The organism is Streptomyces angustmyceticus, assembly GCF_019933235.1.
Taxonomy (GTDB): Bacteria; Actinomycetota; Actinomycetes; order Streptomycetales; family Streptomycetaceae; genus Streptomyces; species Streptomyces angustmyceticus.
On record NZ_CP082945.1, the window covers coordinates 5448495 to 5472295 of the forward strand.

Below are 23801 nucleotides of genomic sequence, written 5' to 3' on the forward strand. Positions count from 1 at the left end.
CTCCGGACGTCAGGAGCCCTCCGGACGGCCGGCTCCGCCCGTGCCGTTGCCGCCGCCGTCGGGGCGTCCGCCGGGGCGGAAGACCGTGTCGCGCAGCTTGCCGCCCAGGTCGCCCGCGCCGCCCGCGATGTCGCGCACCAGGCCCATCAGCGGGTCCTTGCTGTTGCGCACCGAGTCGGCGTAGTGGGCGGCGGAGTCCCGGAACGAGTCGGAGACCGAGGTGTCCTTGTCGTCGTCCCGGCGCGGGTAGTGGCCGTCCATGATCCGCTGGTAGTCGCGGCTGGCCGCCCACTTCTTCAGCTCGGCCGCCCGCACGGTCGTGAACGGGTGGCTGCGCGGCAGCAGGTTGAGGATCTTCAGCACGGAGTCGCGCAGGTCGCCGCCCGCCTCGTACTCGTCGGCCTGCTTCAGGAAGGCGTCGACGTTCATCTCGTGCAGGTGGTTGCCGCCGGCCAGCTTCATCAGCCCGCGCATCGACGCCTGCAGGTCCTGCCCGACGAGCAGCCCGGCACGGTCCGCCGACAGCTCCGACTTGCGGAACCACTCGCGCAGCGCCGTCACGATCGCCATGATCGCGACGTTGCCCAGCGGGATCCAGGCGACCTTCATCGCCAGGTTCGTCAGGAACAGCAGGATGGTGCGGTAGACGGCGTGCCCGGACAGCGCGTGGCCGACCTCGTGGCCGATGACCGCCCGCATCTCCTCCTCGTCGAGCAGCTCGACCAGGCCGGTCGTCACCACGATGATCGGCTCGTCCAGCCCGATGCACATGGCGTTGGGCTGCGGGTCCTGGTTGACGTACATCGGCGGGACCTTCTCCAGGTCCAGGATGTAGCAGGCGTCGCGCAGCATGTCGTGGAGGTGCGCGAACTGCTGCTCGCCCACCCGCACCGAGTCCGACAGGAACAGCAGCCGCAGGCTGCGCTCCGGCAACAGGCCGCTGAGCGTCTTGAAGACGGTGTCGAACCCGCTCAGCTTGCGCAGTGCCACCAGCGCCGAGCGGTCCGCCGGGTGTTCGTACGACCGCGACGAGATGCCGGGGAACCGCCGCCGGTCCCGGCTCGGTACGTTCGCGCTGCCGCCTGGGCTCTCCGTCATTGGGGCCTCCCCCTGTTCGACTGCGTGTGATTCAGACTAGAGGACGCCGCTGACAGAGGATTGGATGCTCGGGCGTACGCTGGCGATCGCACCGATGACCGCACAGACCCGCCCAGATCACCGCGCGGGCCGTACCCGAGGGAGCGCACCGTCATGCCGTATCCGAGCGTGCTGCTCGCCGCAGCCCAGGAGACCGCCAGGGACGGCGGACCCGGATGGATCCTGCGCACCGTGATCATCGCCGGCTTCGTGGGCGCCGGCCTGCTCGCCTGGTTCCTGCTGCGCGGCTACGGCCAGGACTGAGGCCGCGGGGCCTCTCCCGGGGCCCGGGGACGGAGTCGGCGTGAGCCCGGGGTGAGGCGGCGCTTACGATGTGGTGGAAGTCTCTGCCCGCCCCAGCCCGGATTGGTCCTGCTGACGATGAGCCTGCACACCACCGCACAGTCCCTGGTTTCCCTCGCCGCCGAGCCCGGACACGAGGGCGGTCACGCCAGCCTGAGCCCCTTCGTGACCGGCGGCGGCGCCCTGATTGTCCTGCTCCTCCTGCTCTGGATCACCACCCGTTTCAACCGGGACCGCTGAGCCCGGCACCCGGACCCCGGCATCGCGCGGCGCCCAGTAGGGTCTGCACGCATGGGAGAGCACACAGGGCCCGTGAAGCGGCGACTCGGAGTGATGGGCGGGACGTTCGACCCGATCCACCACGGACACCTGGTCGCCGCCAGCGAGGTGGCCAGCCAGTTCCACCTCGACGAGGTCGTCTTCGTGCCGACCGGACAGCCGTGGCAGAAGAGCCACAAGCTGGTGTCCCCGGCCGAGGACCGGTATCTGATGACGGTCATCGCGACCGCGTCGAACCCGCAGTTCTCCGTCAGCCGGATCGACATCGACCGCGGCGGCAAGACGTACACGATAGACACGCTGCGTGACCTTCGTGCGGAGCACCGTGACGCGGATCTGTTCTTCATCACCGGCGCCGACGCGCTCAGCCAGATCCTGACCTGGCACGACGCCGCGGAGCTGGTCTCGCTCGCCCACTTCATCGGGGTGACCCGGCCCGGCCACGTCCTCGCGGACCCCGGGCTGCCCGCGGGGGCGGTGTCCCTGGTCGAGGTGCCGGCGCTGGCCATCTCCTCGACCGACTGCCGGGCGCGCGTCGCCCAGGGGGATCCGGTCTGGTACCTGGTGCCGGACGGTGTGGTGCGCTACATCGACAAAAAACAGCTGTACCGCAACGACCGCTGACGGGGCTGACGGAAAGGGGCACCGGTGAGCGACCGACACGATCCGTACGGGCCGCAGGACCCGTATGCCCACGACCCCTATGCCCAGGAGCGGCAGGGGCAGGCCGGCTACACCTACGACGCCTACGGGCAGCCGGTGTACGGCGACGCCGCACAGCCGTCGTACGAGCAGCACTACGACGCCTACGGGCAGCAGACCGCCCCGTCCGGCTACGAGGGCTACGACCCCTACGGCGGCCAACAGGGCGGCGGCCAGGCGCCGCAGGGGCAGCACGGGCACGGGACGTACCCGGGGCAGCCGGAGTACGGCTACGACGCCTACGGCCGCCCCCAGGTGCAGGACCGCCACGGCTACCCCCAGCAGTACGACCCCTACGCCCGGCCCGAGCCGCAGCAGGCACCCCAGCAGCAGCCGCACCAGCAGGAGTGGATCCCGCAGCAGGCCCAGCAGTCCCCCTACGAGCAGACCTCCTACGCGGACCAGCCCCGCTACGACGAGCCCGCCCCGCAGGGCGACGCGCGGCCCCGGCCGACGGGCCGGCGCCGCGCCCCGGCCGAGGAGAGCGCGGAGCAGGAACCGGGCGGCCCGCCCGGTTCCCCCGGCGAGGGCGAGGAGTACCGCACCGATCAGTTCTCCTTCATCGAGGAGCCGGACGAGGACTCCGAAGACGTCATCGACTGGCTGAAGTTCACCGAGAGCCGCACCGAGCGGCGCGAGGAGGCCAAGCGGCGCGGCCGCAGCCGGATCGTCGCGCTGTCCGTCGTGCTGGCCCTGCTGGTCGCCGGCGGCGCGGGCTACCTGTGGTGGGCGGGTAAGCTGCCCGGCCTGGCCGGTCCCGCCGCGGGCCCGGCGGCCGCCGCCGGACAGAAGCGCGACGTCCTCGTGGTCCACCTCCGGGACACCAGGACGGGCAGCAGCTCCACGGCGCTGCTGGTGGACAACGAGACCACCCACAAGGGCACCACCGTCCTGCTGCCCAACAGCCTCGTCGTCCCCAAGGACGACGGCAGCAGCACCACCCTCGGCAAGTCCGTCAAGGACGACGGCACCGAGCCGACCCGCGACTCCCTCAACAGCCTCCTGGGCGCCGACCTCAAGGCCAGCTGGCGGCTGGACACCCCCTACCTGGAGAACCTCGTCGAGACGGTGGGCGGGATCACGCTCGACACCGACGCCACCGTGCCCGGCGCCAAGAAGGGCGCCTCCCCGGTCGTCAAGCAGGGCCGGGCCCAGGACCTGGGCGGCCAGGCCGCCGTCGCCTACGCCACCTACCAGGCGCCGGGCGAGCCCCAGACCCGGCAGCTCCAGCGGTTCGGCCAGGTCATGCAGGCGACCCTGAAGAAGGTCTCCAGCGACGCCGACGGCGCCACCGCCACCGTGAAGTCGCTGCTGCAGGTGCTCGACCCGCCGCTCACCGAGGGCCAGCTGGGCAGCTCGCTGGCGCAGCGGGCGGAGCTGGCGAAGACCGGCGCCTACCGCACGGCCCTGCTGCCCGTACAGGCCAACGGCACGCTCAGCCAGGCCACGGCGGCCGGTGTGGTCAAGGACGTGCTCGGCGGCACGGTCAAGAAGACCGCCCCCGACGCGACCGCCCGGGTCGCCGTCCGCAACGCCACCGGCACCAAGGGCGCCACGAACAAGGCGCAGGTGGCGCTGCTCAACGGCGGCTACAGCTTCGTCGACGCGGGCATCACCGGCGCGGCCGCCACCTCCCGGATCACCTACGAGGACGCCGCGCAGAAGGCCAGGGCCGCCGAGGTCGCCAAGACCCTGGGCCTGCCCGGGGGCGTGGTCAGGCAGGGCAAGAGCGCCTCGAACGCCGACATCACCGTGGTCCTGGGACAGGACTTCAAGGGCTGACGGGCGGCGCGCCCGGCCCGGTCGGTCCCCACCGGCCGGGGCCGGGCGCCCGCTCGCCCCGGCGCTGACCAGCCCGGACACCGCAACCGACCGGCCGGTTCGAAAACCCAGTCGGGAGTGTCGGTGGTCCGTGAGACCCTTGAGGGGTACTTGACCGCCGATCCGGTCGCCCATGGGGACTGCGGCCCGCGCCGCGGCTCAGCAGTGAGCCAGCCGCCCCTGCCCGGCCGGAGAGGCTGCCCTCGACCCGGAAAGCCGCTTGTGACCGCCACGGACCGTTCCCTCGAGCTCATCAACGCCGCCGCGCAGGCCGCGGCCGACAAGCTCGCGCACGACATCATCGCGTACGACGTCAGCGACGTCCTCTCGATCACCGACGCCTTCCTGCTGGCCTCGGCGCCCAGCGACCGCCAGGTCAAGTCGATCGTCGACGAGATCGAGGAACGCCTCAACAAGGACCTCGGCGCCAAGCCGGTCCGCCGCGAGGGCGACCGCGAGGCCCGCTGGGTCCTGCTGGACTACGTCGACATCGTGGTGCACGTCCAGCACAGCGAGGAGCGGGTCTTCTACGCCCTCGAGCGCCTGTGGAAGGACTGCCCCGAGATCGATCTCCCCGAGGAGGCCAAGGCCACCCGCGGCAAGGCCGCCGAGCACGCCGAGGCCACGGCGGGCGAGCAGGACGGAGAGCTGCGCTGAACGGCACCACGGGCGGCCGGGGCCGCCGCATCGTCCTCTGGCGCCACGGCCAGACGGCGTGGAACCTGGAGCGCCGCTTCCAGGGGTCGACGGACATCGAGCTGACCGAGGAGGGCCGCGGCCAGGCGCGCCGCGCCGCCCGCCTCCTCGCCGCCCTGCGGCCGGACGTCATCATCGCCTCCGACCTCCAGCGGGCCGCGACCACCGCGAGCGAGCTGGCCGCGCTCACCCGCCTAGAGGTCACGCACGACGCGGCCCTGCGGGAGACCTACGCGGGCTCCTGGCAGGGCCTGACGCACGACGAGATCCTCGCGCGCCACGGCGAGCAGTACACCGCCTGGAAGCGCGGTGAGCCGGTGCGGCGCGGTGGCGGCGAACTGGAGACCGAGGTCGCCGACCGGGCCGCGCCCGTCGTCCTGGCCCACGCCGACAAGCTGCCCGACGACGGCACCCTGGTCGTCGTCAGCCACGGCGGCACCATCCGCACCACCATCGGGCGGCTGCTCGGCCTGGAGGCCCACCACTGGGAGGGCCTGGGCGGCCTGTCGAACTGCTGCTGGTCCGTGCTGGGCGAGGGCGCGCGGGGCTGGCGCCTGCTGGAGCACAACGCCGGCACCCTCCCGGAGCCGGTGCTCGGCGACGACGACTGACCCCGTCGGAGGCGTCCGGCCGACCCGGATTTCACATCTGGGCAGGTCGCAGGCTAAAGTTCTTCTTGTTCGCGGCGCCGCCGGGGGAAACCCGGAGGAGCGGAACAAGACCCGGGGCTATAGCTCAGTTGGTAGAGCGCCTGCATGGCATGCAGGAGGTCAGGAGTTCAATTCTCCTTAGCTCCACAACCCGGAAGATCCCGCCTCCAGACGGAGGCGGGATCTTTTGCGTGTACGCGCTCGCCGTCTTCGCGGGGGAGCGGTGCCGGCGCGGAGTCCGTGTACGGGCGGGGCGCCGTGTGCCCCCGGTCCGCGCGGGGCCGCCCCGCGCCGCCGTCGGGCAAGTCCCGTTGGCACGCGCATGGGAGGCTTGCCGGGATGGCGAGAAGGCGGGCCTGACCCGGCCCGTGGTCCGTGGCAGAATCGGACGGCGCCGGCAGGGGAGGAGACAACGCGATGCCCACGAGCATCCTCGAGGAGGTCGACGACCTGCTCGAAGTGGCCGAGGCGCAGGGCGATGACCGGCTTTCGGCGCGTGCGCTCCGCTTCACCTGCCCCGTTGATGCTCCCCTCCCCGCGGCCGCCGGCGACGACGGCGCTGCGCCGCAGTGCCCGCCCTGCGGCTCCTCCCCTGTGGCACAGATGCCGGGGGACCACGGGGGCATCTCCTTCGTTTGTCCGGCCTGCGGCCACAGTTGGAGCTGATGGATGGGCGCCCACAGCAGGAAATGCGACTGGTGCGGCAGCGGTACGCCGATCGTCCGCGACATGGAACCGGTCAACACCGACTACCAGTACTGGTGCGAGGAATGCGCCCGCGCCCTCGTCATAAAGGGCGACCCCATCGAGACCTACCGGGAGCTCGACGGGGAGCCGATCTACGGACGGCTGCTGGACGAACACTGCACGCTGAAGCGGTTCTACTCGTTCGCCTCGGCCTGAGCGGGGCCCTCCCCGGCGAAGACGGGGCCGGCCGGCGCGTGGCGGAACTGCCGGAGGCGCGGGCGGCGTTGGGCCGGGGGCGCGAGGGCCGCCGGGTCGTCCCGCGGCGCGGGCGGCCGTTCAGGCGCCCCGGCCGGCCGCGGCGGCCGTCCGGGGCCCGTTGTTCTTTCCCGGCCGCCTGCCGCGCCGCCACAGCCGGGCGGCGGTCAGTGCCAGCAGGGCCAGGCCGGCGAGCGGATAGACGTCGGAGAGCAGCATCTGGACGCCGTTCTGGTGCAGTTCCTCGTGGTGGTGCCAGCGGTGCGGCACCCACCACAGCGCGAAGGAGCCGAAGCACAGGCCCAGCGCGACGGTCGCGGTCCACCAGCGGCGGGCGGCGGGGCCGGTCCGGTGCAGCGCCTCGGAGCCGAGCAGGATCAGCATCGGCACGCCCCACACCCAGTGGTGGGACCAGGAGATCGGGCTGACCAGGAGGGCGGTGGCCGCGCAGGCGACAGCCGCCCAGGCGCGCTGCCCGTACAGCAGCGACCGGACCGCCAGGGTCAGGCCGAGGATCACGGTCAGCGCGGCGGCCACGGCCCAGACGAGGCCCGGATCGTGGGTGTGCAGCAGCCGGGCGAGGGCGCCGCGCAGCGACTGGTTCGCGGTGATCTCCACCTCGCCGACCCGGTCGGCGGCGAAGACGATCCCGGTCCAGAAGCGGTGCGAGTCGCGCGGCAGCACCAGCGCGGCGAGGACGACGGTGGCCAGGAAGGCGCCGGTGGCGACGCAGGCCTGCCGCAGCCAGGGGTTCCAGGCGCCGCGCGGCCCCGTGCCGGAGCGGAGCAGCTGCCCGGCCCGGACGGCCCCGGCCAGCGCGAGGAGCACGGCGAACAGCGCCGGGGTGAGTTTGAGGCCGGCCGCGATGCCGATGCCGAGGCCCGCGAGCCGCTGGGTGTCCCTGCGGGTCAGGTCCCACAGGACGAGGGCGGTGAGCAGAAGGTTGATCTGGCCGTAGCGCAGCGTCGTCCACACCGGCTCGCACCACACCAGCAGCGCCGAGAGCGCCAGCGTCGCGGCGGGGCCGGGGAGCCGCCGGGGCCGGCCCACCAGGCGCAGCGAGAGGTGGACGACGGCGAGGAGCAGCAGGAGGTTGCCGGCGGTGGCCAGGGTGCGCATCGCCGGGACGCCGACGAGGGTGAGCGGGGTGAACAGCAGCGCGGCGAAGGGCGGGTAGGTGTTGGGCAGGTGCGCCGAGGTCGCCACCATGTCGTAGAGGGACCCGCCGGTGCGGACGGTGAGGCCCTCGGCCCGGTAGACCATGAGGTCGAGCATCGTCACCTGGGCGAGGCGCTGCACGGTCCAGAAGGCCGCGAACGAGACCAGGCAGGCGAGCGCCGCCGCGCGGGTGGGGTGCCTGCGGAGGAGGCCCCGGCCGGAGCGGGTGCCGCGGGGGTCGGTGGGCGCGTCCAGCTCCAGCGCGGTCACGGCGTACGGCTCCCCAGGACGAATCGGGCACGGCGTGCCGACAGTACCGTGGGTCGCGCCGGGGGCCCCGGGCAGGATTTGGCAGAAGCCGGGGAGGTCCGTGTAATGTAGGCGATGCCGCAGCGGGGAACCGGGGCGGGAAACAGAATACGGGGCTATAGCTCAGTTGGTAGAGCGCCTGCATGGCATGCAGGAGGTCAGGAGTTCAATTCTCCTTAGCTCCACAGTGAACGAAGCGGGTCGTCCGATACGGACGGCCCGCTTCGTCGTGTGCCTCCGGGGCTGCTCGCCCTGGAGTTCCGGGCCCGGCGGGAGTTCCGCCCGTATTGCGCTGATATCCGGTCAGTGGGGCGTCCGTTGTGGTGAGTTGAGTGTTCGCTCTCTGTTCGTTCCTGGTCAGTCCTTGCCATTCCTTGGGCTCTTCTTGGTGATCGCATGTCCCTGACATGAACGGTTCACCGAAAGAGTGGCGCATCGCGTGAACGTCACATCCCGCGCATTCACCGCGTGTGCGGTGCCGTGCGCGTGCGCCCCGGCGCAGCGCGGCACCCCGCACCGCATCGCCACAGCAGGGGGTTACATGAGATCCAGCCGCACCAGATCACCGCGCGCCCGCGCCGGTCTGGCCTGGGCAGCGACGCTGCCGCTGGTCGCCGGCGCGCTCGCGCTCGGCGCGCCCGCCGCCGACGCCGCGGGCCACGACGGCGGACGGCACGCGCTGCAGGGCACCAAGCCCCTGTGGGCCACCCGGCAGGCCGACCAGGGCGACACCGCCGCCTCCGCGGCCGTCACCGCCCGCGTCTACCTGGCCGGCCGCGACGCCAAGGGGCTCGCCGACTACGCCAGGGCGGTGTCGGACCCGCACTCCGCCACGTACGGGAAGTACCTGAGCCCCGCCCAGGTGCGTGCCCGCTTCGGCGCCACGCACGACCAGATAGCCAAGGTGACCGACTGGCTGAAGAAGTCCGGCCTGACGGTCACCGGCACCACCAACCGGTATGTCACGGTCCACGGCGACGCGGCCGCCGCCGAGCGGGCCTTCGCCACCGACCTGCACAACTACCGCAAGGGCGGGCACATCTACCACGCCCCGTCGACCACCGCCTCCGCGCCCGCCCCGCTGGCCGACGCGGTGCTGACGGTCACCGGCCTGAACAACGCGCCGCGCCTCGCCAAGCACCACTCAAGCGAACTGCCGCCGCCGGAGGGCGTCTTCCGCAACTCCGGCCCGTTCTCGTCGTACTACGGCTCCCGGACCGACAAGACGCTGCCGTCCGCCTACGGGGGCAAGGCGCCGTACGCGATCAAGGGCTACACCGGCAAGCAGCTGCGCGCCGCCTACGGGGCGAAGAAGTGGACCGGCAAGCACGTCACCGTCGCGATCACCGACGCCTACGCCTCGCCGACCATCGCGCAGGACGCGGACAAGTACGCCGCCCGCAACGGTGACCCCCGCTACCGCCGCGGCCAGCTCTCCCAGGTGCTGCCCAAGGACTACACGCACATCGAGGACTGCGGCGCGGCCGGCTGGTACGGCGAGGAGACCCTCGACGTCGAGGCCGTCCACGCGGTCGCCCCCGACTCCGACATCGTCTACGTCGGCGGCGCCTCCTGCATGGACGACGACCTGCTCGACTCGCTCGGCAAGGTCGTCGACGGGCACCTCGCCGACATCGTCTCCAACTCCTGGGGCGACATCGAGGCGAACGAGACCCCGGACGTGGCCGCCGCCTACGACCAGCTCTTCCAGCAGGGCGCGGTGCAGGGCATCGGCTTCTACTTCTCCTCGGGCGACAACGGCGACGAGGTCGCCAAGACCGGCACCAAGCAGGTCGACACCCCGGCGAACTCCGCCTGGGTGACCGCGGTCGGCGGCACCTCCCTGGCCGTCGGCAAGCACGACGCGTACCAGTGGGAGACCGGCTGGGGCACCCTGAAGGCGCCGCTCTCCAAGGACGGCAACGACTGGACCGGCTTCCCCGGGGCCTTCAACGGCGGCGCCGGCGGCGGCACCAGCAAGTCCGTCGCGCAGCCCTTCTACCAGCGCGGCATCGTCCCGGACGGGCTGGCGAAGGCGAACGGCGGCGGTGCCATGCGCACCGTCCCGGACATCGCCGCGGTCGCCGACCCCAACACCGGCTTCCTCGTCGGCCAGACCCAGACCCTGCCGGACGGCAAGCTCGGCTACGACGAGTACCGCATCGGCGGCACCTCGCTGGCCGCGCCGGTGATCGCGGGCGTCCAGGCGCTCGCCCAGCAGGCCCGGCACGGCGTCGCCATCGGCTTCGCCAACCCCGGCATCTACCAGCGCTACGGCACCGCCGCCTACCACGACGTCACCGACCACCCGCTGGGCGCCGGCCGTGACCTGGCCGTCGTCCGCGTCGACTACGTCAACGGCGCCGACGCCGGCAAGGGCACCACGACCTCGCTGCGCAGCCTGGGCAAGGACAGCTCGCTGCACGCGGGCGTCGGCTACGACGACGTCACCGGCGTGGGCTCGCCGGGCGCCGGATATGTGAGCTCCTACCGCCCCTGACACCGGGGCGCGGCGCCGCCTCCCCGCACCGCACGTGACCCGGTGGGGGCGGCGGCAGGGGCACGGAGTCACGGGGGCGGGGCCCGCGTCGGGGGAATCCTCGGCGCGGGCCCCGTACGCCCTGCGGTACCCTGACGCCATGCGTGCCGTACGCCTTCTGCTTAGCGGGCCGCGCTGATCAGTGCCGACGGATCCCAGATCCCGTCGGAATCGGCGCGGCGTCCCCTCCTGTGCGAGGGGCCTTTTTGTTTCCGGCGTGCCGGATTGTGGCGCGTTTCCGCAGGCAGAGACGATCGATGGAGCTTTGAGGACGATGAGCGAGACGACCACCGCTGCCGAGGTGGCAGCGCCGCACCGCTATACGGCCGCGCTGGCCGCCGACATCGAGGCACGCTGGCAGGACTTCTGGGAGACCGACGGGACCTATGAGGCCCCGAACCCCAGCGGTGAGCTGGCCGGCGACGCCGCGGTCGCGGCCCGCCCCAAGAAGTTCATCATGGACATGTTCCCGTACCCGTCGGGCGCGGGCCTGCACGTCGGCCACCCCCTGGGGTTCATCGCCACCGACGTCTACGCCCGCCACCAGCGCATGACGGGCCACAACGTCCTGCACACCCTGGGCTTCGACGCCTTCGGCCTGCCCGCCGAGCAGTACGCCGTCCAGACCGGCACCCACCCGCGGGTCTCCACCGAGGCCAACATCGTGAACATGCGGCGCCAGCTGCGCCGCCTGGGCCTGGGCCACGACCAGCGCCGTTCGGTCGAGACGATCGACCCGGCGTACTACAAGTGGACCCAGTGGATCTTCCTGCAGATCTTCAACTCCTGGTACGACCCGGAGGCGGACGCGGCCCGCCCGATCGACACCCTGGTCGCCCAGTTCGAGGCCGGAACCCGCCCGACCCCGGACGGCCGGGACTGGAGCGCCCTGAGCCCCATCGAGCGCGCCAACATCCTGGGCGAGTACCGCCTGGCGTACGCCTCCGACGCGCCGGTCAACTGGTGCCCCGGCCTGGGCACCGTACTGGCCAACGAGGAGGTCACCGCCGACGGCCGCTCCGAGCGCGGCAACTACCCGGTCTTCAAGGCCAAGCTGCGCCAGTGGAACATGCGCATCACCGCCTACGCCGACCGGCTGCTGAACGACCTGGACGCGCTGGACTGGCCGGAGGCCATCAAGCTGCAGCAGCGCAACTGGATCGGCCGCTCCGAGGGCGCCCGCGTCGACTTCCCGGTGGGCGACGAGAAGATCACCGTCTTCACCACCCGCCAGGACACCCTGTTCGGCGCCACCTACATGGTGCTGGCGCCCGAGCACCCGCTGGTCGCCGGCTCCGACAACGGCACCGGCACCGGTTCGATCGTCCCGGAGGCCTGGCCCGAGGGCACCCACGACGTCTGGACCGGCGGGCACGCCACCCCGGCCGACGCCGTCGCCGCCTACCGCAAGCAGGCCGCCTCCAAGTCGGACGTCGAGCGGCAGGCCGAGGCCAAGGACAAGACCGGCGTCTTCACCGGCGCCTTCGCGACCAACCCGGTCAGCGGCGCGCAGGTCCCGGTCTTCATCGCCGACTACGTCCTGATGGGCTACGGCACCGGCGCGATCATGGCCGTGCCCGCGCACGACAGCCGTGACTTCGCCTTCGCCCGCGCCTTCGAGCTGCCGATGGGCTGTGTGGTCGAGCCGTCGGACGACCGCGGCACCGACCCGTCCACCTGGGACGACGCCTTCGCCTCGTACGACGCCAAGATCGTCAACTCGTCGGGCGCGGCGGTCTCGCTGGACGGCCTGGGAGTGACCGAGGCCAAGGCGAAGATCACCGACTGGCTGGCCGCCGAGGGCATCGGCGAGGGCACCGTCAACTTCCGGCTGCGGGACTGGCTGTTCAGCCGGCAGCGCTACTGGGGCGAGCCGTTCCCGATCGTCTACGACGAAGACGGTGTGGCGCACGCCCTGCCCGAGTCGATGCTGCCGCTGGAGCTGCCCGAGGTCGAGGACTACTCCCCGCGCACCTTCGACCCGGACGACGCCGACACCCAGCCGGAGACCCCGCTGTCCCGCAACGAGGACTGGGTCCACGTCGACCTGGACCTGGGCGACGGCAACGGCATCAAGCGCTACCGCCGCGAGACCAACACCATGCCCAACTGGGCGGGTTCGTGCTGGTACGAGATGCGCTACCTGGACCCCCACAACGGCGACGCGCTGGTCGACCCGGAGACCGAGCAGTACTGGATGGGCCCGCGCGAGGGGCAGCCGGCCGGCGGCGTCGACCTGTACGTGGGCGGCCAGGAGCACGCCGTACTGCACCTGCTGTACGCGCGCTTCTGGTCCAAGGTGCTGCACGACCTGGGACACGTCTCGTCCTCCGAGCCGTTCCACAAGCTGTACAACCAGGGCATGATCCAGGCCTTCGTCTACCGGGACAGCCGCGGCATCGCCGTCCCGGCCGCCGAGGTCGAGGAGCGCGACGGCGGCTACTACTACCAGGGCGAGAAGGTCAGCCGCGTCCTGGGCAAGATGGGCAAGTCCCTGAAGAACGCCGTCACCCCCGACGAGATCTGCGCGGAGTACGGCGCGGACACCCTGCGCCTGTACGAGATGGCGATGGGCCCGCTGGACGTGTCGCGGCCGTGGGACACCCGGGCCGTCGTCGGCCAGTACCGCCTGCTGCAGCGGCTGTGGCGCAACGTCGTCGACGAGACGACCGGCGAGGTCACCGTCGTCGACACCGAGCCGGACGAGGCCACGCTGCGGGCCCTGCACAAGGCGATCGACGGCGTCACCCAGGACCTGGCGAACCTGCGCTTCAACACCGCCATCGCCAAGGTGACCGAGCTGAACAACCACCTGACCAAGGCGGGCGGCCCCGTCGCGCGCACGGTCGCGGAGCGGCTGGTGCTGCTGATCGCCCCGCTGGCGCCGCACATCGCCGAGGAGCTGTGGCGCAAGCTGGGCCACACGGACACCGTGGTGCACGCGGACTTCCCGGTGGCCGACCCGGCGTACGTCGTCGACGAGACCGTGACCTGCGTCGTGCAGATCAAGGGCAAGGTCAAGGCCCGCCTGGAGGTCGCCCCGTCGATCTCCGACGCGGACCTGGAGGCGACGGCGCTGGCCGAGCCCGCCGTGGTCGCGGCGCTGAACGGCGCGGGCATCCGGAAGGTCATCGTCCGGGCGCCGAAGCTGGTGAACATCGTTCCGGCCTAGGGCGGTGCGGGGCGGGTCGCGGAGCAGGCGAGCGAGGCGGCCCGGAGCTGTGCAGGGCGGCTGATGGGGCTGGTGCCGGGCCCCGGGCCGGTGGCCGGGGACGGTTCCGGGCCCGGGCCTGGCAGTCGGTTCCGGGGCTGGGCCTGGCGGTCGGGGACGGTTCCGGTTCCGGGCCCGGCGGTCGGGGTCGCTCCGCCGCCATGGGTGGTTTCCCTTAAGGGCAGGTTGGGGGTTCGTCAGGAACCCGTGACCTGCCCTGGCCGTTTACCGTGGAGATACAGGGCGCGGGCGAGACAACCGGCGCCGCCGACACCTCTGGGGAGAGCCCATGGAAGCCGCTGCCGCCATCCTCGGGCTGTTGTTCGTGCTGTTCGTCCTGGCAGGAGTGTTCGTCACGGTCAAGGCGGTGAAGGCGGCCAAACGCGGCGTCGACCGCACGGTCGCCCAGGCCCGCAGAACCGTCGAGGACACCGGCCTGCGCGCCCGGCAGTTCGCCCAGCCCGGCGTGGTCGGCGAACTCGCACAGCTGCGGCTCTCACTGCGTACGTCCATGCGCGCCACCCAGGACGTGCTCTACGGCGGATCCGCCGACGACGCCTCCCTCAAGGAGGCGATCGGGCTCTTCGAGCGCCTGAGCGCCCACGGCCATGAGCTGGACGACGAGCTGAAGCGGCTCGAACGCGAGCCCGACCGGGCCACCAGCGCCGCCCGCCTCCCGGAGCTACGGGAGCGCCTGGAACGGATCACGCATTCCGCGGAGTCGCTGCGCTGGGCCGCCCGCGACCGCGCCCGCAAGTTCGCGGAGGACGACCTGGCGTCGCTGAGCGACCAGATCGACGTCGAGGCGGGGGCGCTGCGCCACTGGACCCGGGTCGACGACGCCGCGGACCCGTTGCGGGAGCCCGTAAGCCCCCCTGCGGGCGAGCAGCCCCGGGCGCGTGCCACGGAGGGCACCCGGGACGCGGGCAGCCGGCGGGGCCGGGACGCGGCCGGGGGCGGCCACTCCGGCAGCCCGGCCGCCGAGGACCCGCCGGCGGTCACCGCCCGGGACCCGCGCACCCAGCCGGCCTACCCGTGGCAGAAGGCACCCCGGCGGACGGAGGGCACGCCCACGGACGGAGGCCACGCCCCCATGAGGCCGTAGGGCCTCCCATATGAGGCCGTAGGGCCGCGGGGGAGGAGAGGGGTGGGTGGGGGCGGGGCGGGGCCCCCGGGGGGAGAGACGGCAACGGGGGAGAGGCGGCGACGCCAGAGACGGGCAGCGTGGAGCCGGGTGAGGCGGAGCCGGGCGTGGTCCGCACGGGTACGCGTATCCGGGAGCAGGGACGGCCGCTTCCGGGGCCCTCTTGGCAGAGCCTTGGGGAAACCTGGAAGATCTTGGGGAGGGGCCCGCACTGTGCGGCGTCCGGATCCCCGGATAACCTCCCATTCATGTCCCGCCATGTCGCGATCGTCACCGATTCCACGGCCTACTTGCCGCGGTCGGCGATCGAGCGTCACCGCATCACGGCCGTTCCGCTGACCGTCGTCCTGGGGGACCAGGCCCTGGAAGAGGGCACCGAGATCTCCGCGAGATCCGTCGCCCAGGCGCTCCAGAAGCGCCGTGCCGTGACGACCTCCCGGCCCAGCCCCACGGTCTTCGCGGACACCTACCGCAAGGTCGCCGCGGCCGGCGCGAGCGGCATCGTCTCGCTCCACCTCTCCTCGGAGATCTCCGGGACGTACGACGCGGCAGTACTGGCGGCCAAGGAGGCGCCGGTGCCCGTGCACGTCGTGGACACCGGGATGGTCGCGATGGCCCTCGGCTTCTGCGCCCTCGCCGCCGCGGAGACGGCGGAGGCGGGCGGAAACATCGACGAAGCGGTGGCCGCCGCGGAGAAGCGTGCCGCTGCCACCTCCGCCTACTTCTACGTCGACACCCTCGACTACCTGCGCCGGGGCGGACGCATCGGCACGGCCCAGGCGCTGCTGGGCTCCGCGCTCGCCGTCAAACCGCTCCTCCAGCTGGCCGACGGACGGATCGAGCTGCTGGAGAAGGTGCGTACCGCCTCCAAGGCCATCGCACGGCTCGAGGAGATCGCCGCGGAGCGGGCGGGCGAGGGCCAGGTCGATATCGCGGTCCACCATCTCGACGCGGCGGAGCGTGCGGATGCCCTGGCCCAGCGGCTCAGGGAGCGGGTGCCGGGGCTCAACGAGTTGCTGGTGAGCGAGGTGGGCGCGGTGATCGGCGCACACACGGGGCCGGGGCTGTTGGGGGTCGTGGTTTCGTCGCGGTGAGAGGGGCGGGCGATGGCCCTGTGGGTGACGGAGTTGTCCACAACTGGGGCTCTGTCCACCGGAATTGCGGCCGCTCGGCGAGATCTGCGCGAGGTGCTTAGCGTCGGGCGGTATGAACTCGTCCCGATCTGACTGGGGGGTCGTTCCGGCCTCGTCAGTTGCTTCTGTTCCTTCGTCTTCGTCTTCGTCGGGTTTGCCGGTGGCTTTGGCCGGCTGGCCGGGGGCTTTGTTGGGCCTGCCGGGGGCGCCGCTGGTGGGGGCTTCCTTCGGGCCTCCGGCCTCCGCGGGCTCGGCCTCGGCCTCCGCCTCGGGCTCCCCGGGGTTCGGCTTTGCTGCGGCGCTGGACGGTCCGCCTGATCGCTCCGATCCCTTGGATTCCCCTGCCTCCCCCGGTTCTGCTGCCCCTTCGACTGCCCCTGCTCTCTCGGCCTCCGTTGGTTCCGCGGCGCCATCCGGTGTGGCGGGGCGGCGGGAGTGGGAGCGCGAGCGGGCGCGGGCTCGGATGGCGGCGATCTTCGGTGACACGGGTACGGATGCGGGCGCGGGCCTGGGCCCGGGTGGGCCCGGGAGCACGGGGTCGGTGGCCGCATCCGGGGGTGGTCCGCCGCCCCCGGGGCACGATCCGCCGGACGCGGGCCGACGGGAGCGGATGTGGCTCGCCGTACGCGAACGGCTGCCGCTCTGGGTGCAGTTACGGTGCGGCACCGACCCGAAGGCGCTCGCCGCACTGGTCCTGGTGCTTGTGCTGGCCGTGGGATTCGCCGTGCAGCACTTCTGGACCGGACGACCCGAACCGGTACGGGCACCGGCGGCCGAACGGCCCCCGGCGGCAGCCGACCGCGCGCCGCACTCACCGTCTCTGCCCTCGTCGTCCGCCGCCGGGCCGCCGCACGGCCCGCCGGGCGGTGCGGGGCGGCAGCTGGTCGTCGACGTCACGGGCAAGGTCCGGCACCCGGGAATTCACCGGATGCCGCCGGGGTCGCGGGTGATCGACGCCCTGCAGGCCGCGGGCGGGGTGCTGCGCGGAGCGAGCACCGGTGGGCTGAACCGGGCCCGCCTGCTGACCGACGGCGAACAGATCGTGGTCGGGGGCGGGGCTGGCGCAGGCGGTGGCGGGGGCTCTGCCGGCACTGCCGGTTCGGGGGCCGACGGGCCGGGAAGCGGGTCGCCGGGTGCCGGAGGCGGCCCGGCCGGACCGGTCAGCCTCAGTACGGCGAGCGAGCAGCAGCTCGACTCGCTCCCCGGAGTGGGTCCCGTCCTGGCCCGGCACATCGTCGAATTCCGCACTCAGCACGGCGGGTTCACTTCGGTGGACCAGCTCCGTCAGGTGACCGGTATCGGTGACCGCCGCTTCGCCGATCTGCGTCCCCTGGTGCAGCCATGACCGGTGCCCGCACCACCGTGCACGCCACGGCGCCGTCGCCCCACGGCTCCTCGGACCCCCATCAGGAGGGCCCGGCCGATCTGCGGCTCGTCGGGCCCGCGCTGGCCGCCTGGGCGGGCGCGGTGATCAGCCTGGGCGCCCCCGGTGGGGGAGTGGCGGCGGTCTGCGGCGTGGCAGTGGCGCTTGCGCTGGTCGCGTGGCGGATGGCGGTGGTCCGGCGCAGGGCGGAGCAGTGTGCTCCGGAGGGGGACGAGCGGCCCGACACCGCCCGGCCGGGGCTGCTCCGCCTCCGTCCCCGCTCGCCCCGTCGCTGGTCCTCCGGGGCGTTCCTGGCCCTGGCCGCGGTGCTGCTGTGCGCCGTGGCGGGGGCCGCGTCCGCGGCGCTGCATGCGTCGGACGTGCGGCGCGGACCGCTGCCGGATCTGGCGGAGCGCTACGCAACGGTGAAGGCGGAGCTGGTGGTGACCGGCGACCCACGGTTGACCCGGCCCAAGGTGCGCGGATCGCAACGGACCCCGCCGGTACTGGTGTTCACGGCCGACGCCGTCCGGGTCACGGCGCCGGACGGTGCGGTCACCGCCGTACGCACCCCGGTGCTGGTGGTCGTGCAACAGCACGGAGGGGGTGACGAAGCACGTGGCACGGAAGGCGGCCAACAGCATGGTTCCGAGGCTCGCGGAGGGCTCTCGTCGGCATGGCGCGGGCTGTTGCCCTCGACGCGTATCCGGGTGGCGGCGCATGCGGCACCGCCCCTGTCGTCGGCCGACCAGGTTGCCGCCGTGCTCCGGGTCACCGGCACCGAGCCGCCGGTCGGAGCCGGTGCGCCGTCATCCCTCCAGCGGCTGGCCGGACACCTGCGCGCCGGACTGCGGGAGGCCACCGACGGGCTGCGTCCCGATGCCCGAGCCCTGTTGCCCGGACTCGTGGTGGGGGACACCTCGCGCGTGCCGCCGGACCTCGACGACGCCTTTCGTGCCAGTGATCTGACGCATCTGCTGGCCGTCTCCGGCAGCAATCTGACCATTGTGCTCGCCCTGTTGATCGGGCCGCCCCACCTCGCCACGCGTGCCGAGCGCCGAGGGCTGGCACCACGCCTGGGCCTGTCGCTGCGCGGCACGGCCCTCATCGGCGGCACGCTCGCGCTCGCCTTCGTCGTGGTGTGCCGCCCGGACCCGAGCGTGCTGCGGGCCGCCGCCTGCGGCCTGATCACCCTGCTGGCGATCGGGACCGGACGCCGCCGCTCGCTGCTCCCCGCCCTCGCCGCCGCGGTCCTGTTGCTGGTGCTCTACGACCCTTGGCTCGCCCGTAGTTATGGCTTTCTGCTGTCCGTGCTGGCGACCGGTGCGCTCCTGCTGCTCGCGCCGCGCTGGAGCGCCGCCCTTCAACGGCGCCGGGTGCCGCCCCGGATCGCCGAGGTGATCGCCGCAGCGGCCGCCGCCCAGGCGGTCTGTGCGCCGGTGGTCGCCGTGCTGGCGGCCCGGGTGGGCCTGGTCGCGGTGCCCTGCAACCTGCTGGCCGAAGTGGCCGTGGCCCCCGCGACGGTGCTGGGCTTCGCTGCCCTCGCCCTCGCCCCGGTCGCGATGCCGGTCGCCCAGGGGCTGGCGTGGTGCGCGGGCTGGCCGGCCGTGTGGATCGCCGGTGTCGCCCGTACGGGGGCGGCGCTGCCCGGGGCGGAATTCGACTGGCCGGACGGCTGGGCCGGCGGGCTGATGCTGGCGGCTGCCACGGTGGCCGTGGTGCCGGTCGTCCGAAGGGTGCTCCGGCGTCCCTGGCTGTGCGTGCTGTGTGCGCTGGCTGTGATCCTGGCGGTGTGCCGCCCCGCCCCGTTCACCCGTGTCCTCACCGGCTGGCCGCCGCCGGGGTGGCGGGCCGTGGTCTGTGATGTGGGGCAGGGCGACGGTCTGGTGCTGGCGGCCGGGGACGGTACGGCGCTGGTGGTGGACACCGGGCCCGAGCCCCACGCCATCGACCGCTGCCTCACCGACCTGGGCATCCGCCGTATCCCGCTCCTCGTACTGACCCACTTCCACGCAGACCATGTGGACGGGCTCCCGGGGGCGCTCCGTGGCCGTGCGGTCGGTGCGATCGAGACTACGACGCTGCAGGATCCCCCGGGGCAGGCGCAGTTCGTGCGCGGTACGGCTGCGGCGGCCCGGGTGCCGATCGTCCGCGCCGAACCGGGGGAGCGGCGGCGCCTGGGCCCTCTCACCTGGGAGGTTCTGTGGCCGCCGGCTCCGCCCGTTCCACCCACGTCGCCTGACCTCCCGAGCCCCGGCAGCCCCGGAGACCCCACCGCCCCCGACAGCCCACCGGCCGATCCCGACGCCCTCGACGGCCCCAACGACGCCAGCGTGACCTTGCTCGTCCGTACAGGCGGGCTGACCCTCCTGCTGCTGGGCGACCTCGAACCACCCGCACAGCGCGCGCTGTTGGCGGCTCACCCGGAGCTGGGCGACGTCGATGTCCTGAAGGTGGCACACCATGGCTCCGCCTACCAGGACCCACCGCTGCTGCATCGGCTGGCGCCACGCCTGGCATTGATCTCCTGCGGTACGGGCAATCCGTACGGCCATCCGGCGCCCCGCACCATCGCGGCGCTGCGCGCCCAGGGCGCCCGAGTGCTCAGGACGGACACCGACGGATCGATTGCGATCCTCGGCACCACGGCTCGGCTGTCGGCAACGGTCAACGGCCATCGCTCCCGGCCCGGCCCGGCCGACGACCGGAGAGCCCGGCCCCGTCCGGCCGAGGGACGTCCGGCCGACGGTCGCCGAGTCGGTAGTCGTCCAGCAGGTGGTGGTCGGTTCGGACGCCGCCGGTTCGGATGCCGCCGAGTCGGACGCCCCGGAGTCGGACGCCGCCCAGGTGGATGTCGGCGGGCCGGTGGCTGGCGACCGCTCGCCCGCCGAGTCGGGATACGCGGGCCCGGCCGTCGGTGCTCGGGGGCCTGTTCCCGCGGTCCGCCTGCTGATGGCCGCTGCCGGCAAGTCCGCCGGCAGTCCGCCTGCTGTCGGCCGCTGTCGGCGAGCCACAACCTCGGATACGCCTGTTCCGGACCACGGAGGCGCCTAACCCCTGCTCTATAGACTCCAGAAGGTGAGGATGAGTGAGGGCAGGCGTCGGGTGGGGCGTGCTCTGCTGCCTGACGCCGGCCGGGCTCGACGGGGACGGGCCGCTGTCCACCGCTCGGCCGGCTGCCTCGTGCCGGTTGTCGGCGATCGGCTTGGACGAGCGACGGCAGGCGCCGGCCCGAGCCGGGATCGTGCGCTCAACTCCCGGCACGCGGGCCGGTGTCCGGCTGGCACGACTGCCGGAGCGGATCACCCTCGGGAACGTCGTCGCGCGTTCGAGGGCGCCGAAGACGCCTTCCGGTGTTTCGAGATTCGTCGGCGCGGAGTTGGTGCCGGGGTGTCCGGGAGGAAGTACGGGTGGCCGTGCGGCCTCACCACAGCGATGCGCAGGGACGAGCCGGCCTGGCGACTGGCCTGCAGACCGGCCTGGAGGCCGCCCTGGCGACGTGGGTTGGCCGCGCAGACCACCGCCGGCCTGATGGCCGCCACCTCGCCTCGGCAACGGAACGGAACCGTCGCCGGTTCGCCTCGGAAAGGATCCCCCTCTGATGGATGCCGCTGCCGCTGACGCCTACCTCGCCCGGATCGGTGCGACCCGCCCCACGTCGCCCGACGCCGGGGCGCTACGGGCGCTGCACCTCGCTCACCTGCGTTCCGTCCCCTTCGAGAACCTGTCCGTCCACCTCGGTGAAGAGATCGTGCTCGCGGAACAGCCGGTGCTGGACAAGATCGTCCGCGCCCGGCGGGGCGGCTTCTGCTACGAGCTCAACGGTGCTTTCGCCCTGCTCCTGGGTGCGCTCGGATACGAGGTCGAGCTGCTCGCCGCCCGTGTGTTCGGCGCGGACGGTCTCGGGATTCCGTACGACCACCTCGCACTGCGCGTACAGACGCCGAGCGGACCGTGGCTCGCGGACATCGGCTTCGGCAGGAACAGCCACTTTCCGCTGCGCTGGGACAACCGTGCCGAGCAGGCCGATCCTGCTGGGGTGTTCCGGATCGAGGAGACGGGCGAGGGAGACCTCGACATCCTGCGGGACGGCGAACCGCAGTACCGGCTTGAACAACGGCCGCGTGCCTACGCGGATTTCGAGGCCGGATGCTGGTGGCACCGGACCTCGCCCAAGTCGCACTTCACCCAGTCCCTGGTGTGCTCACGGCTGACCGGGACCGGACGGGTGACGCTCACCGGGCGCACGCTCGTGACCACCGGGGCGGACGGTGCACGGGAGGAGCGTCAGGTGGGCGGGGACGAGGTTCTCGCCGTGTACCGGGAGCACTTCGGGATTGTTCTGGAGCGGGAGCCCGAGGTCGGCGCGGCCTGGCGGGGTACGGGCGCCCGGTAGCGGAACTCGGCCCCGCAGCCCTGGTAGACCTGTGGGCCCCGCAGCCCCGTCAGCCCTGTGGCTTCCGCAGCCCCGTAGCCCCGGCAGTGCTGTGGCTTCCGCAGCTCCGTGGCTCCGGAGGCCCGTGGATTCCGCAGGCCCGGTGGCTCCGGCAGCCCCGTGGGTTTCGCAGCCGCCGCGGCCCGGCGTTACTCGGACTCGCGCCAGCCCTCGTACTCGGCCGCGAGGTCGTCCAGTTGCGCGGGGTCGTGGGCGGCGTCCCGGTCTTCGACCACCACCAGCCACTGGGCGTCCTCGGCGTCGTCCTCACCGGCCAGGGCGTCCCGTACGAGCTGGGGCTCCTCGGCGACCCCGAAGCGTTCGGTCAGGGCCTCGGCCACCTCCTCCGCGGCGTCGCGGTCGGGCAGTACCAGTACATGTCGTACGTGTGGTGGGTGTGGGGCAGCGTCATTCACCCCGCCATTGTCCGACAGGGGGAGGATGCTCCGAACCGGCAGGGGCCCCGGTGGGGCGGGGGCCCGAGTGCTGCAGACGCTCCGGTCCGGCAAGGTGTCCCGGCGCGGGCCGGGCGGGGACGCTGAGCTGGGGCGGGTTGGGCCGGGCGGGGCTGTCAGTGGGGCGTGGGATGCTGGACGCGATGGCCAGGAAGACAGCTCAAGACGACCCGCTCGCCCCCGTCACGATCGCGGTGGGCCAGGAGGACCTGCTGCTGGACCGCGCGGTGCAGCAGGTGGTGGCGGCTGCCCGGGCGGCGGATGCGGACACCGATGTGCGCGACCTCACTCCCGAACAGCTCCAGCCCGGCACCTTGGCCGAGCTGACCAGCCCCTCGCTCTTCGCGGAGCGCAAGGTCGTCGTGGTGCGCTCCGCCCAGGATCTCTCCGCGGACACCATCAAGGACGTCAAGGCGTATCTCGGCTCGCCCGCAGAGGAGATCACGCTGGTGCTGCTGCACGCCGGCGGCGCCAAGGGGAAGGGCCTGCTGGACGCGGCCCGCAAGGCCGGGGCGCGGGAAGTGGCCTGCCCCAAGATGACCAAGCCGGCCGACCGGCTGGCCTTCGTACGGGGCGAGTTCCGTGCGACGGGGCGTTCGGCGACGCCCGAGGCCTGCCAGTCGCTGGTCGACGCGATCGGCAGCGATCTGCGTGAGCTGGCCTCGGCCTGCTCGCAGCTCGCCGCCGACGTCGAGGGCACCATCGACGAGGCCGTCGTCGCGCGCTACTACACGGGGCGGGCCGAGGCGTCGAGCTTCACCGTCGCGGACCGTGCCGTCGAGGGCCGGGCCGCCGAGGCGCTGGAGGCCCTCCGCTGGGCGATCGCCACCGGCGTCGCCCCCGTCATGATCACCAGCGCACTCGCCCAGGGCGTCCGCGCCATCGGCAAGCTGGCCTCCGCCCCGCGCGGCGCCCGTCCCGGCGACCTCGCCCGCGATTTGGGCATGCCGCCCTGGAAGATCGACCGGGTGCGGCAGCAGATGCGCGGCTGGTCGGCGGACGGCGTGGCCACGGCGCTGCGCGCGGTGGCGGCGGCCGACGCCGGGGTGAAGGGCGGCGGTGACGATCCGGAGTACGCCCTGGAGAAGGCCGTCGTGGCGATTGCTCGCGCGGCCCGCTCGCGGTGACGCGGTAGCGCCGGGGCGGGGGCCGGGGCGGGCGCAGTGTGGGCAGGACGGCCGCTGTGGGGCACCGACTTCGGCGTGATGGACGAGCGTGGCTGCTAGCCGTTGTCGGATGGTTCATTGTGCGGCGGCCCACGTAGGCAATCTCAGCGCGATCAGCGGTTCAACGGCCGACGTTGACGATGACCGGGCCGATGGGGGCGCTGGCCGTCCGTCGCGTCGGCGTCCGTCCGTCGCCGCAGCCGGGTGAAGAGCCACCCGCCGCAGCGGTCAACGGCCGCGCCGGCCGACAACCACGGCATCAACGGCCACGGCATCAGCGGTCGCGTCCGCCAACGGCCGTGGCATCGACGGCCGCGGCTCTCCATGGCGCGAAGCCCGACCTCAGCGAAGCCCGACC

At 72.9% G+C, this 23801-nt stretch carries 19 protein-coding genes and 2 tRNA genes; 18 read left to right on the plus strand and 3 right to left on the minus strand.

Going from position 1 to position 23801, the window contains the following annotated elements; genetic code table 11:
* Positions 1 to 9: 9 nt before the first annotated feature.
* Positions 10 to 1098 carry a M48 family metallopeptidase gene (locus tag K7396_RS24305; RefSeq protein ID WP_086718171.1) on the minus strand — a complete coding sequence of 363 codons (1089 nt, stop codon included), beginning with the start codon at positions 1096 to 1098 and terminating at the stop codon, positions 10 to 12.
* 153 nt (positions 1099 to 1251) lie between these two features.
* Here K7396_RS24305 and K7396_RS24310 point away from each other — a divergent pair, with 153 nt between their 5' ends.
* The 9 genes from K7396_RS24310 (at position 1252) to K7396_RS24350 (ending at position 6491) form a co-directional block, all read left to right on the plus strand.
* Positions 1252 to 1401, plus strand: coding sequence for a hypothetical protein (locus K7396_RS24310; RefSeq protein WP_167392763.1), 150 nt, complete (start codon positions 1252 to 1254; stop codon positions 1399 to 1401).
* A 117-nt stretch (positions 1402 to 1518) separates the two neighbouring features.
* Positions 1519 to 1680 (plus strand): hypothetical protein, encoded by a 162-nt coding sequence (locus K7396_RS24315; RefSeq protein WP_086718179.1) that lies wholly within the window; start codon positions 1519 to 1521, stop codon positions 1678 to 1680.
* A gap of 51 nt (positions 1681 to 1731) precedes the next feature.
* On the plus strand, positions 1732 to 2343 hold the full coding sequence (gene nadD / locus K7396_RS24320) for a nicotinate-nucleotide adenylyltransferase (RefSeq protein WP_086718170.1): 612 nt from the start codon (positions 1732 to 1734) through the stop codon (positions 2341 to 2343).
* Positions 2344 to 2367: 24 nt separating this feature from the next.
* Complete coding sequence (locus K7396_RS24325; RefSeq protein ID WP_086718169.1) at positions 2368 to 4203, plus strand: LytR C-terminal domain-containing protein; 1836 nt, start codon at positions 2368 to 2370, stop codon at positions 4201 to 4203.
* 261 nt (positions 4204 to 4464) lie between these two features.
* On the plus strand, positions 4465 to 4899 hold the full coding sequence (rsfS, locus tag K7396_RS24330; RefSeq protein ID WP_086718168.1) for a ribosome silencing factor: 435 nt from the start codon (positions 4465 to 4467) through the stop codon (positions 4897 to 4899).
* The gene (locus K7396_RS24335; protein ID WP_086718178.1) at positions 4896 to 5549 is read left to right on the plus strand and encodes a histidine phosphatase family protein; all 654 of its coding nucleotides are present in this window, start codon (positions 4896 to 4898) and stop codon (positions 5547 to 5549) included. The genes rsfS and K7396_RS24335 overlap by 4 nt, the downstream gene beginning before the upstream one ends.
* A 113-nt stretch (positions 5550 to 5662) precedes the next feature.
* Positions 5663 to 5735: transfer RNA gene (locus tag K7396_RS24340), tRNA-Ala, on the plus strand.
* A 270-nt stretch (positions 5736 to 6005) separates the two neighbouring features.
* On the plus strand, positions 6006 to 6254 hold the full coding sequence (locus tag K7396_RS24345; protein ID WP_086718167.1) for a hypothetical protein: 249 nt from the start codon (positions 6006 to 6008) through the stop codon (positions 6252 to 6254).
* Between the two features lie 3 nt (positions 6255 to 6257).
* Positions 6258 to 6491 (plus strand): hypothetical protein, encoded by a 234-nt coding sequence (locus tag K7396_RS24350; protein WP_086718166.1) that lies wholly within the window; start codon positions 6258 to 6260, stop codon positions 6489 to 6491.
* Between the two features lie 120 nt (positions 6492 to 6611).
* On the opposite strand, the gene K7396_RS24355 is transcribed toward K7396_RS24350, so the two are convergent.
* Positions 6612 to 7958, minus strand: a complete 1347-nt coding sequence (locus K7396_RS24355; protein ID WP_086718165.1) for a glycosyltransferase 87 family protein — start codon at positions 7956 to 7958, stop codon at positions 6612 to 6614.
* 151 nt (positions 7959 to 8109) lie between these two features.
* Between K7396_RS24355 and K7396_RS24360 the strand changes: the two genes are divergently transcribed.
* The 8 genes from K7396_RS24360 (at position 8110) to K7396_RS24395 (ending at position 21783) form a co-directional block, all read left to right on the plus strand.
* Positions 8110 to 8182: transfer RNA gene (locus K7396_RS24360), tRNA-Ala, on the plus strand.
* A 356-nt stretch (positions 8183 to 8538) separates the two neighbouring features.
* Positions 8539 to 10497: a S53 family peptidase gene (locus tag K7396_RS24365; protein WP_086718164.1), complete on the plus strand. Its 1959-nt coding sequence runs from the start codon at positions 8539 to 8541 to the stop codon at positions 10495 to 10497.
* A gap of 313 nt (positions 10498 to 10810) precedes the next feature.
* Positions 10811 to 13708 carry a leucine--tRNA ligase gene (locus tag K7396_RS24370; RefSeq protein ID WP_086718163.1) on the plus strand — a complete coding sequence of 966 codons (2898 nt, stop codon included), beginning with the start codon at positions 10811 to 10813 and terminating at the stop codon, positions 13706 to 13708.
* Positions 13709 to 14036: 328 nt separating this feature from the next.
* On the plus strand, positions 14037 to 14852 hold the full coding sequence (locus tag K7396_RS24375; RefSeq protein WP_152104423.1) for a hypothetical protein: 816 nt from the start codon (positions 14037 to 14039) through the stop codon (positions 14850 to 14852).
* 287 nt (positions 14853 to 15139) lie between these two features.
* A complete protein-coding gene (locus tag K7396_RS24380; RefSeq protein WP_086720997.1) occupies positions 15140 to 15985 on the plus strand; it encodes a DegV family protein in 846 nt (281 codons plus the stop codon).
* A gap of 580 nt (positions 15986 to 16565) precedes the next feature.
* Positions 16566 to 17369, plus strand: a complete 804-nt coding sequence (locus tag K7396_RS24385) for a ComEA family DNA-binding protein (RefSeq protein ID WP_308686893.1) — start codon at positions 16566 to 16568, stop codon at positions 17367 to 17369.
* Positions 17366 to 20455: a ComEC/Rec2 family competence protein gene (locus K7396_RS24390; RefSeq protein WP_223660186.1), complete on the plus strand. Its 3090-nt coding sequence runs from the start codon at positions 17366 to 17368 to the stop codon at positions 20453 to 20455. The genes K7396_RS24385 and K7396_RS24390 overlap by 4 nt, the downstream gene beginning before the upstream one ends.
* 533 nt (positions 20456 to 20988) lie before the next feature.
* Positions 20989 to 21783, plus strand: coding sequence for an arylamine N-acetyltransferase family protein (locus K7396_RS24395; RefSeq protein WP_086720469.1), 795 nt, complete (start codon positions 20989 to 20991; stop codon positions 21781 to 21783).
* A 188-nt stretch (positions 21784 to 21971) separates the two neighbouring features.
* Here K7396_RS24395 and K7396_RS24400 read toward each other — a convergent pair whose 3' ends face one another.
* Positions 21972 to 22238: a hypothetical protein gene (locus K7396_RS24400; protein ID WP_086720468.1), complete on the minus strand. Its 267-nt coding sequence runs from the start codon at positions 22236 to 22238 to the stop codon at positions 21972 to 21974.
* 182 nt (positions 22239 to 22420) lie between these two features.
* On the opposite strand from K7396_RS24400, the gene holA reads away from it, so the two are divergent.
* A complete protein-coding gene (gene holA, locus K7396_RS24405) occupies positions 22421 to 23404 on the plus strand; it encodes a DNA polymerase III subunit delta (protein WP_086721648.1) in 984 nt (327 codons plus the stop codon).
* Positions 23405 to 23801: the final 397 nt, after the last annotated feature.

Coding starts and splice junctions, on each gene's coding strand:
- K7396_RS24305 (WP_086718171.1), bottom strand. CDS start 1,098: ATGACGGAGAGCCCAGGCGGCAGCGCGAACGTACCGAGCCGGGACCGG.
- K7396_RS24310 (WP_167392763.1), top strand. CDS start 1,252: ATGCCGTATCCGAGCGTGCTGCTCGCCGCAGCCCAGGAGACCGCCAGG.
- K7396_RS24315 (WP_086718179.1), top strand. CDS start 1,519: ATGAGCCTGCACACCACCGCACAGTCCCTGGTTTCCCTCGCCGCCGAG.
- nadD (WP_086718170.1), top strand. CDS start 1,732: ATGGGAGAGCACACAGGGCCCGTGAAGCGGCGACTCGGAGTGATGGGC.
- K7396_RS24345 (WP_086718167.1), top strand. CDS start 6,006: ATGCCCACGAGCATCCTCGAGGAGGTCGACGACCTGCTCGAAGTGGCC.
- K7396_RS24350 (WP_086718166.1), top strand. CDS start 6,258: ATGGGCGCCCACAGCAGGAAATGCGACTGGTGCGGCAGCGGTACGCCG.
- K7396_RS24365 (WP_086718164.1), top strand. CDS start 8,539: ATGAGATCCAGCCGCACCAGATCACCGCGCGCCCGCGCCGGTCTGGCC.
- K7396_RS24370 (WP_086718163.1), top strand. CDS start 10,811: ATGAGCGAGACGACCACCGCTGCCGAGGTGGCAGCGCCGCACCGCTAT.
- K7396_RS24375 (WP_152104423.1), top strand. CDS start 14,037: ATGGAAGCCGCTGCCGCCATCCTCGGGCTGTTGTTCGTGCTGTTCGTC.
- K7396_RS24380 (WP_086720997.1), top strand. CDS start 15,140: ATGTCCCGCCATGTCGCGATCGTCACCGATTCCACGGCCTACTTGCCG.
- K7396_RS24390 (WP_223660186.1), top strand. CDS start 17,366: ATGACCGGTGCCCGCACCACCGTGCACGCCACGGCGCCGTCGCCCCAC.
- K7396_RS24395 (WP_086720469.1), top strand. CDS start 20,989: ATGGATGCCGCTGCCGCTGACGCCTACCTCGCCCGGATCGGTGCGACC.
- holA (WP_086721648.1), top strand. CDS start 22,421: ATGGCCAGGAAGACAGCTCAAGACGACCCGCTCGCCCCCGTCACGATC.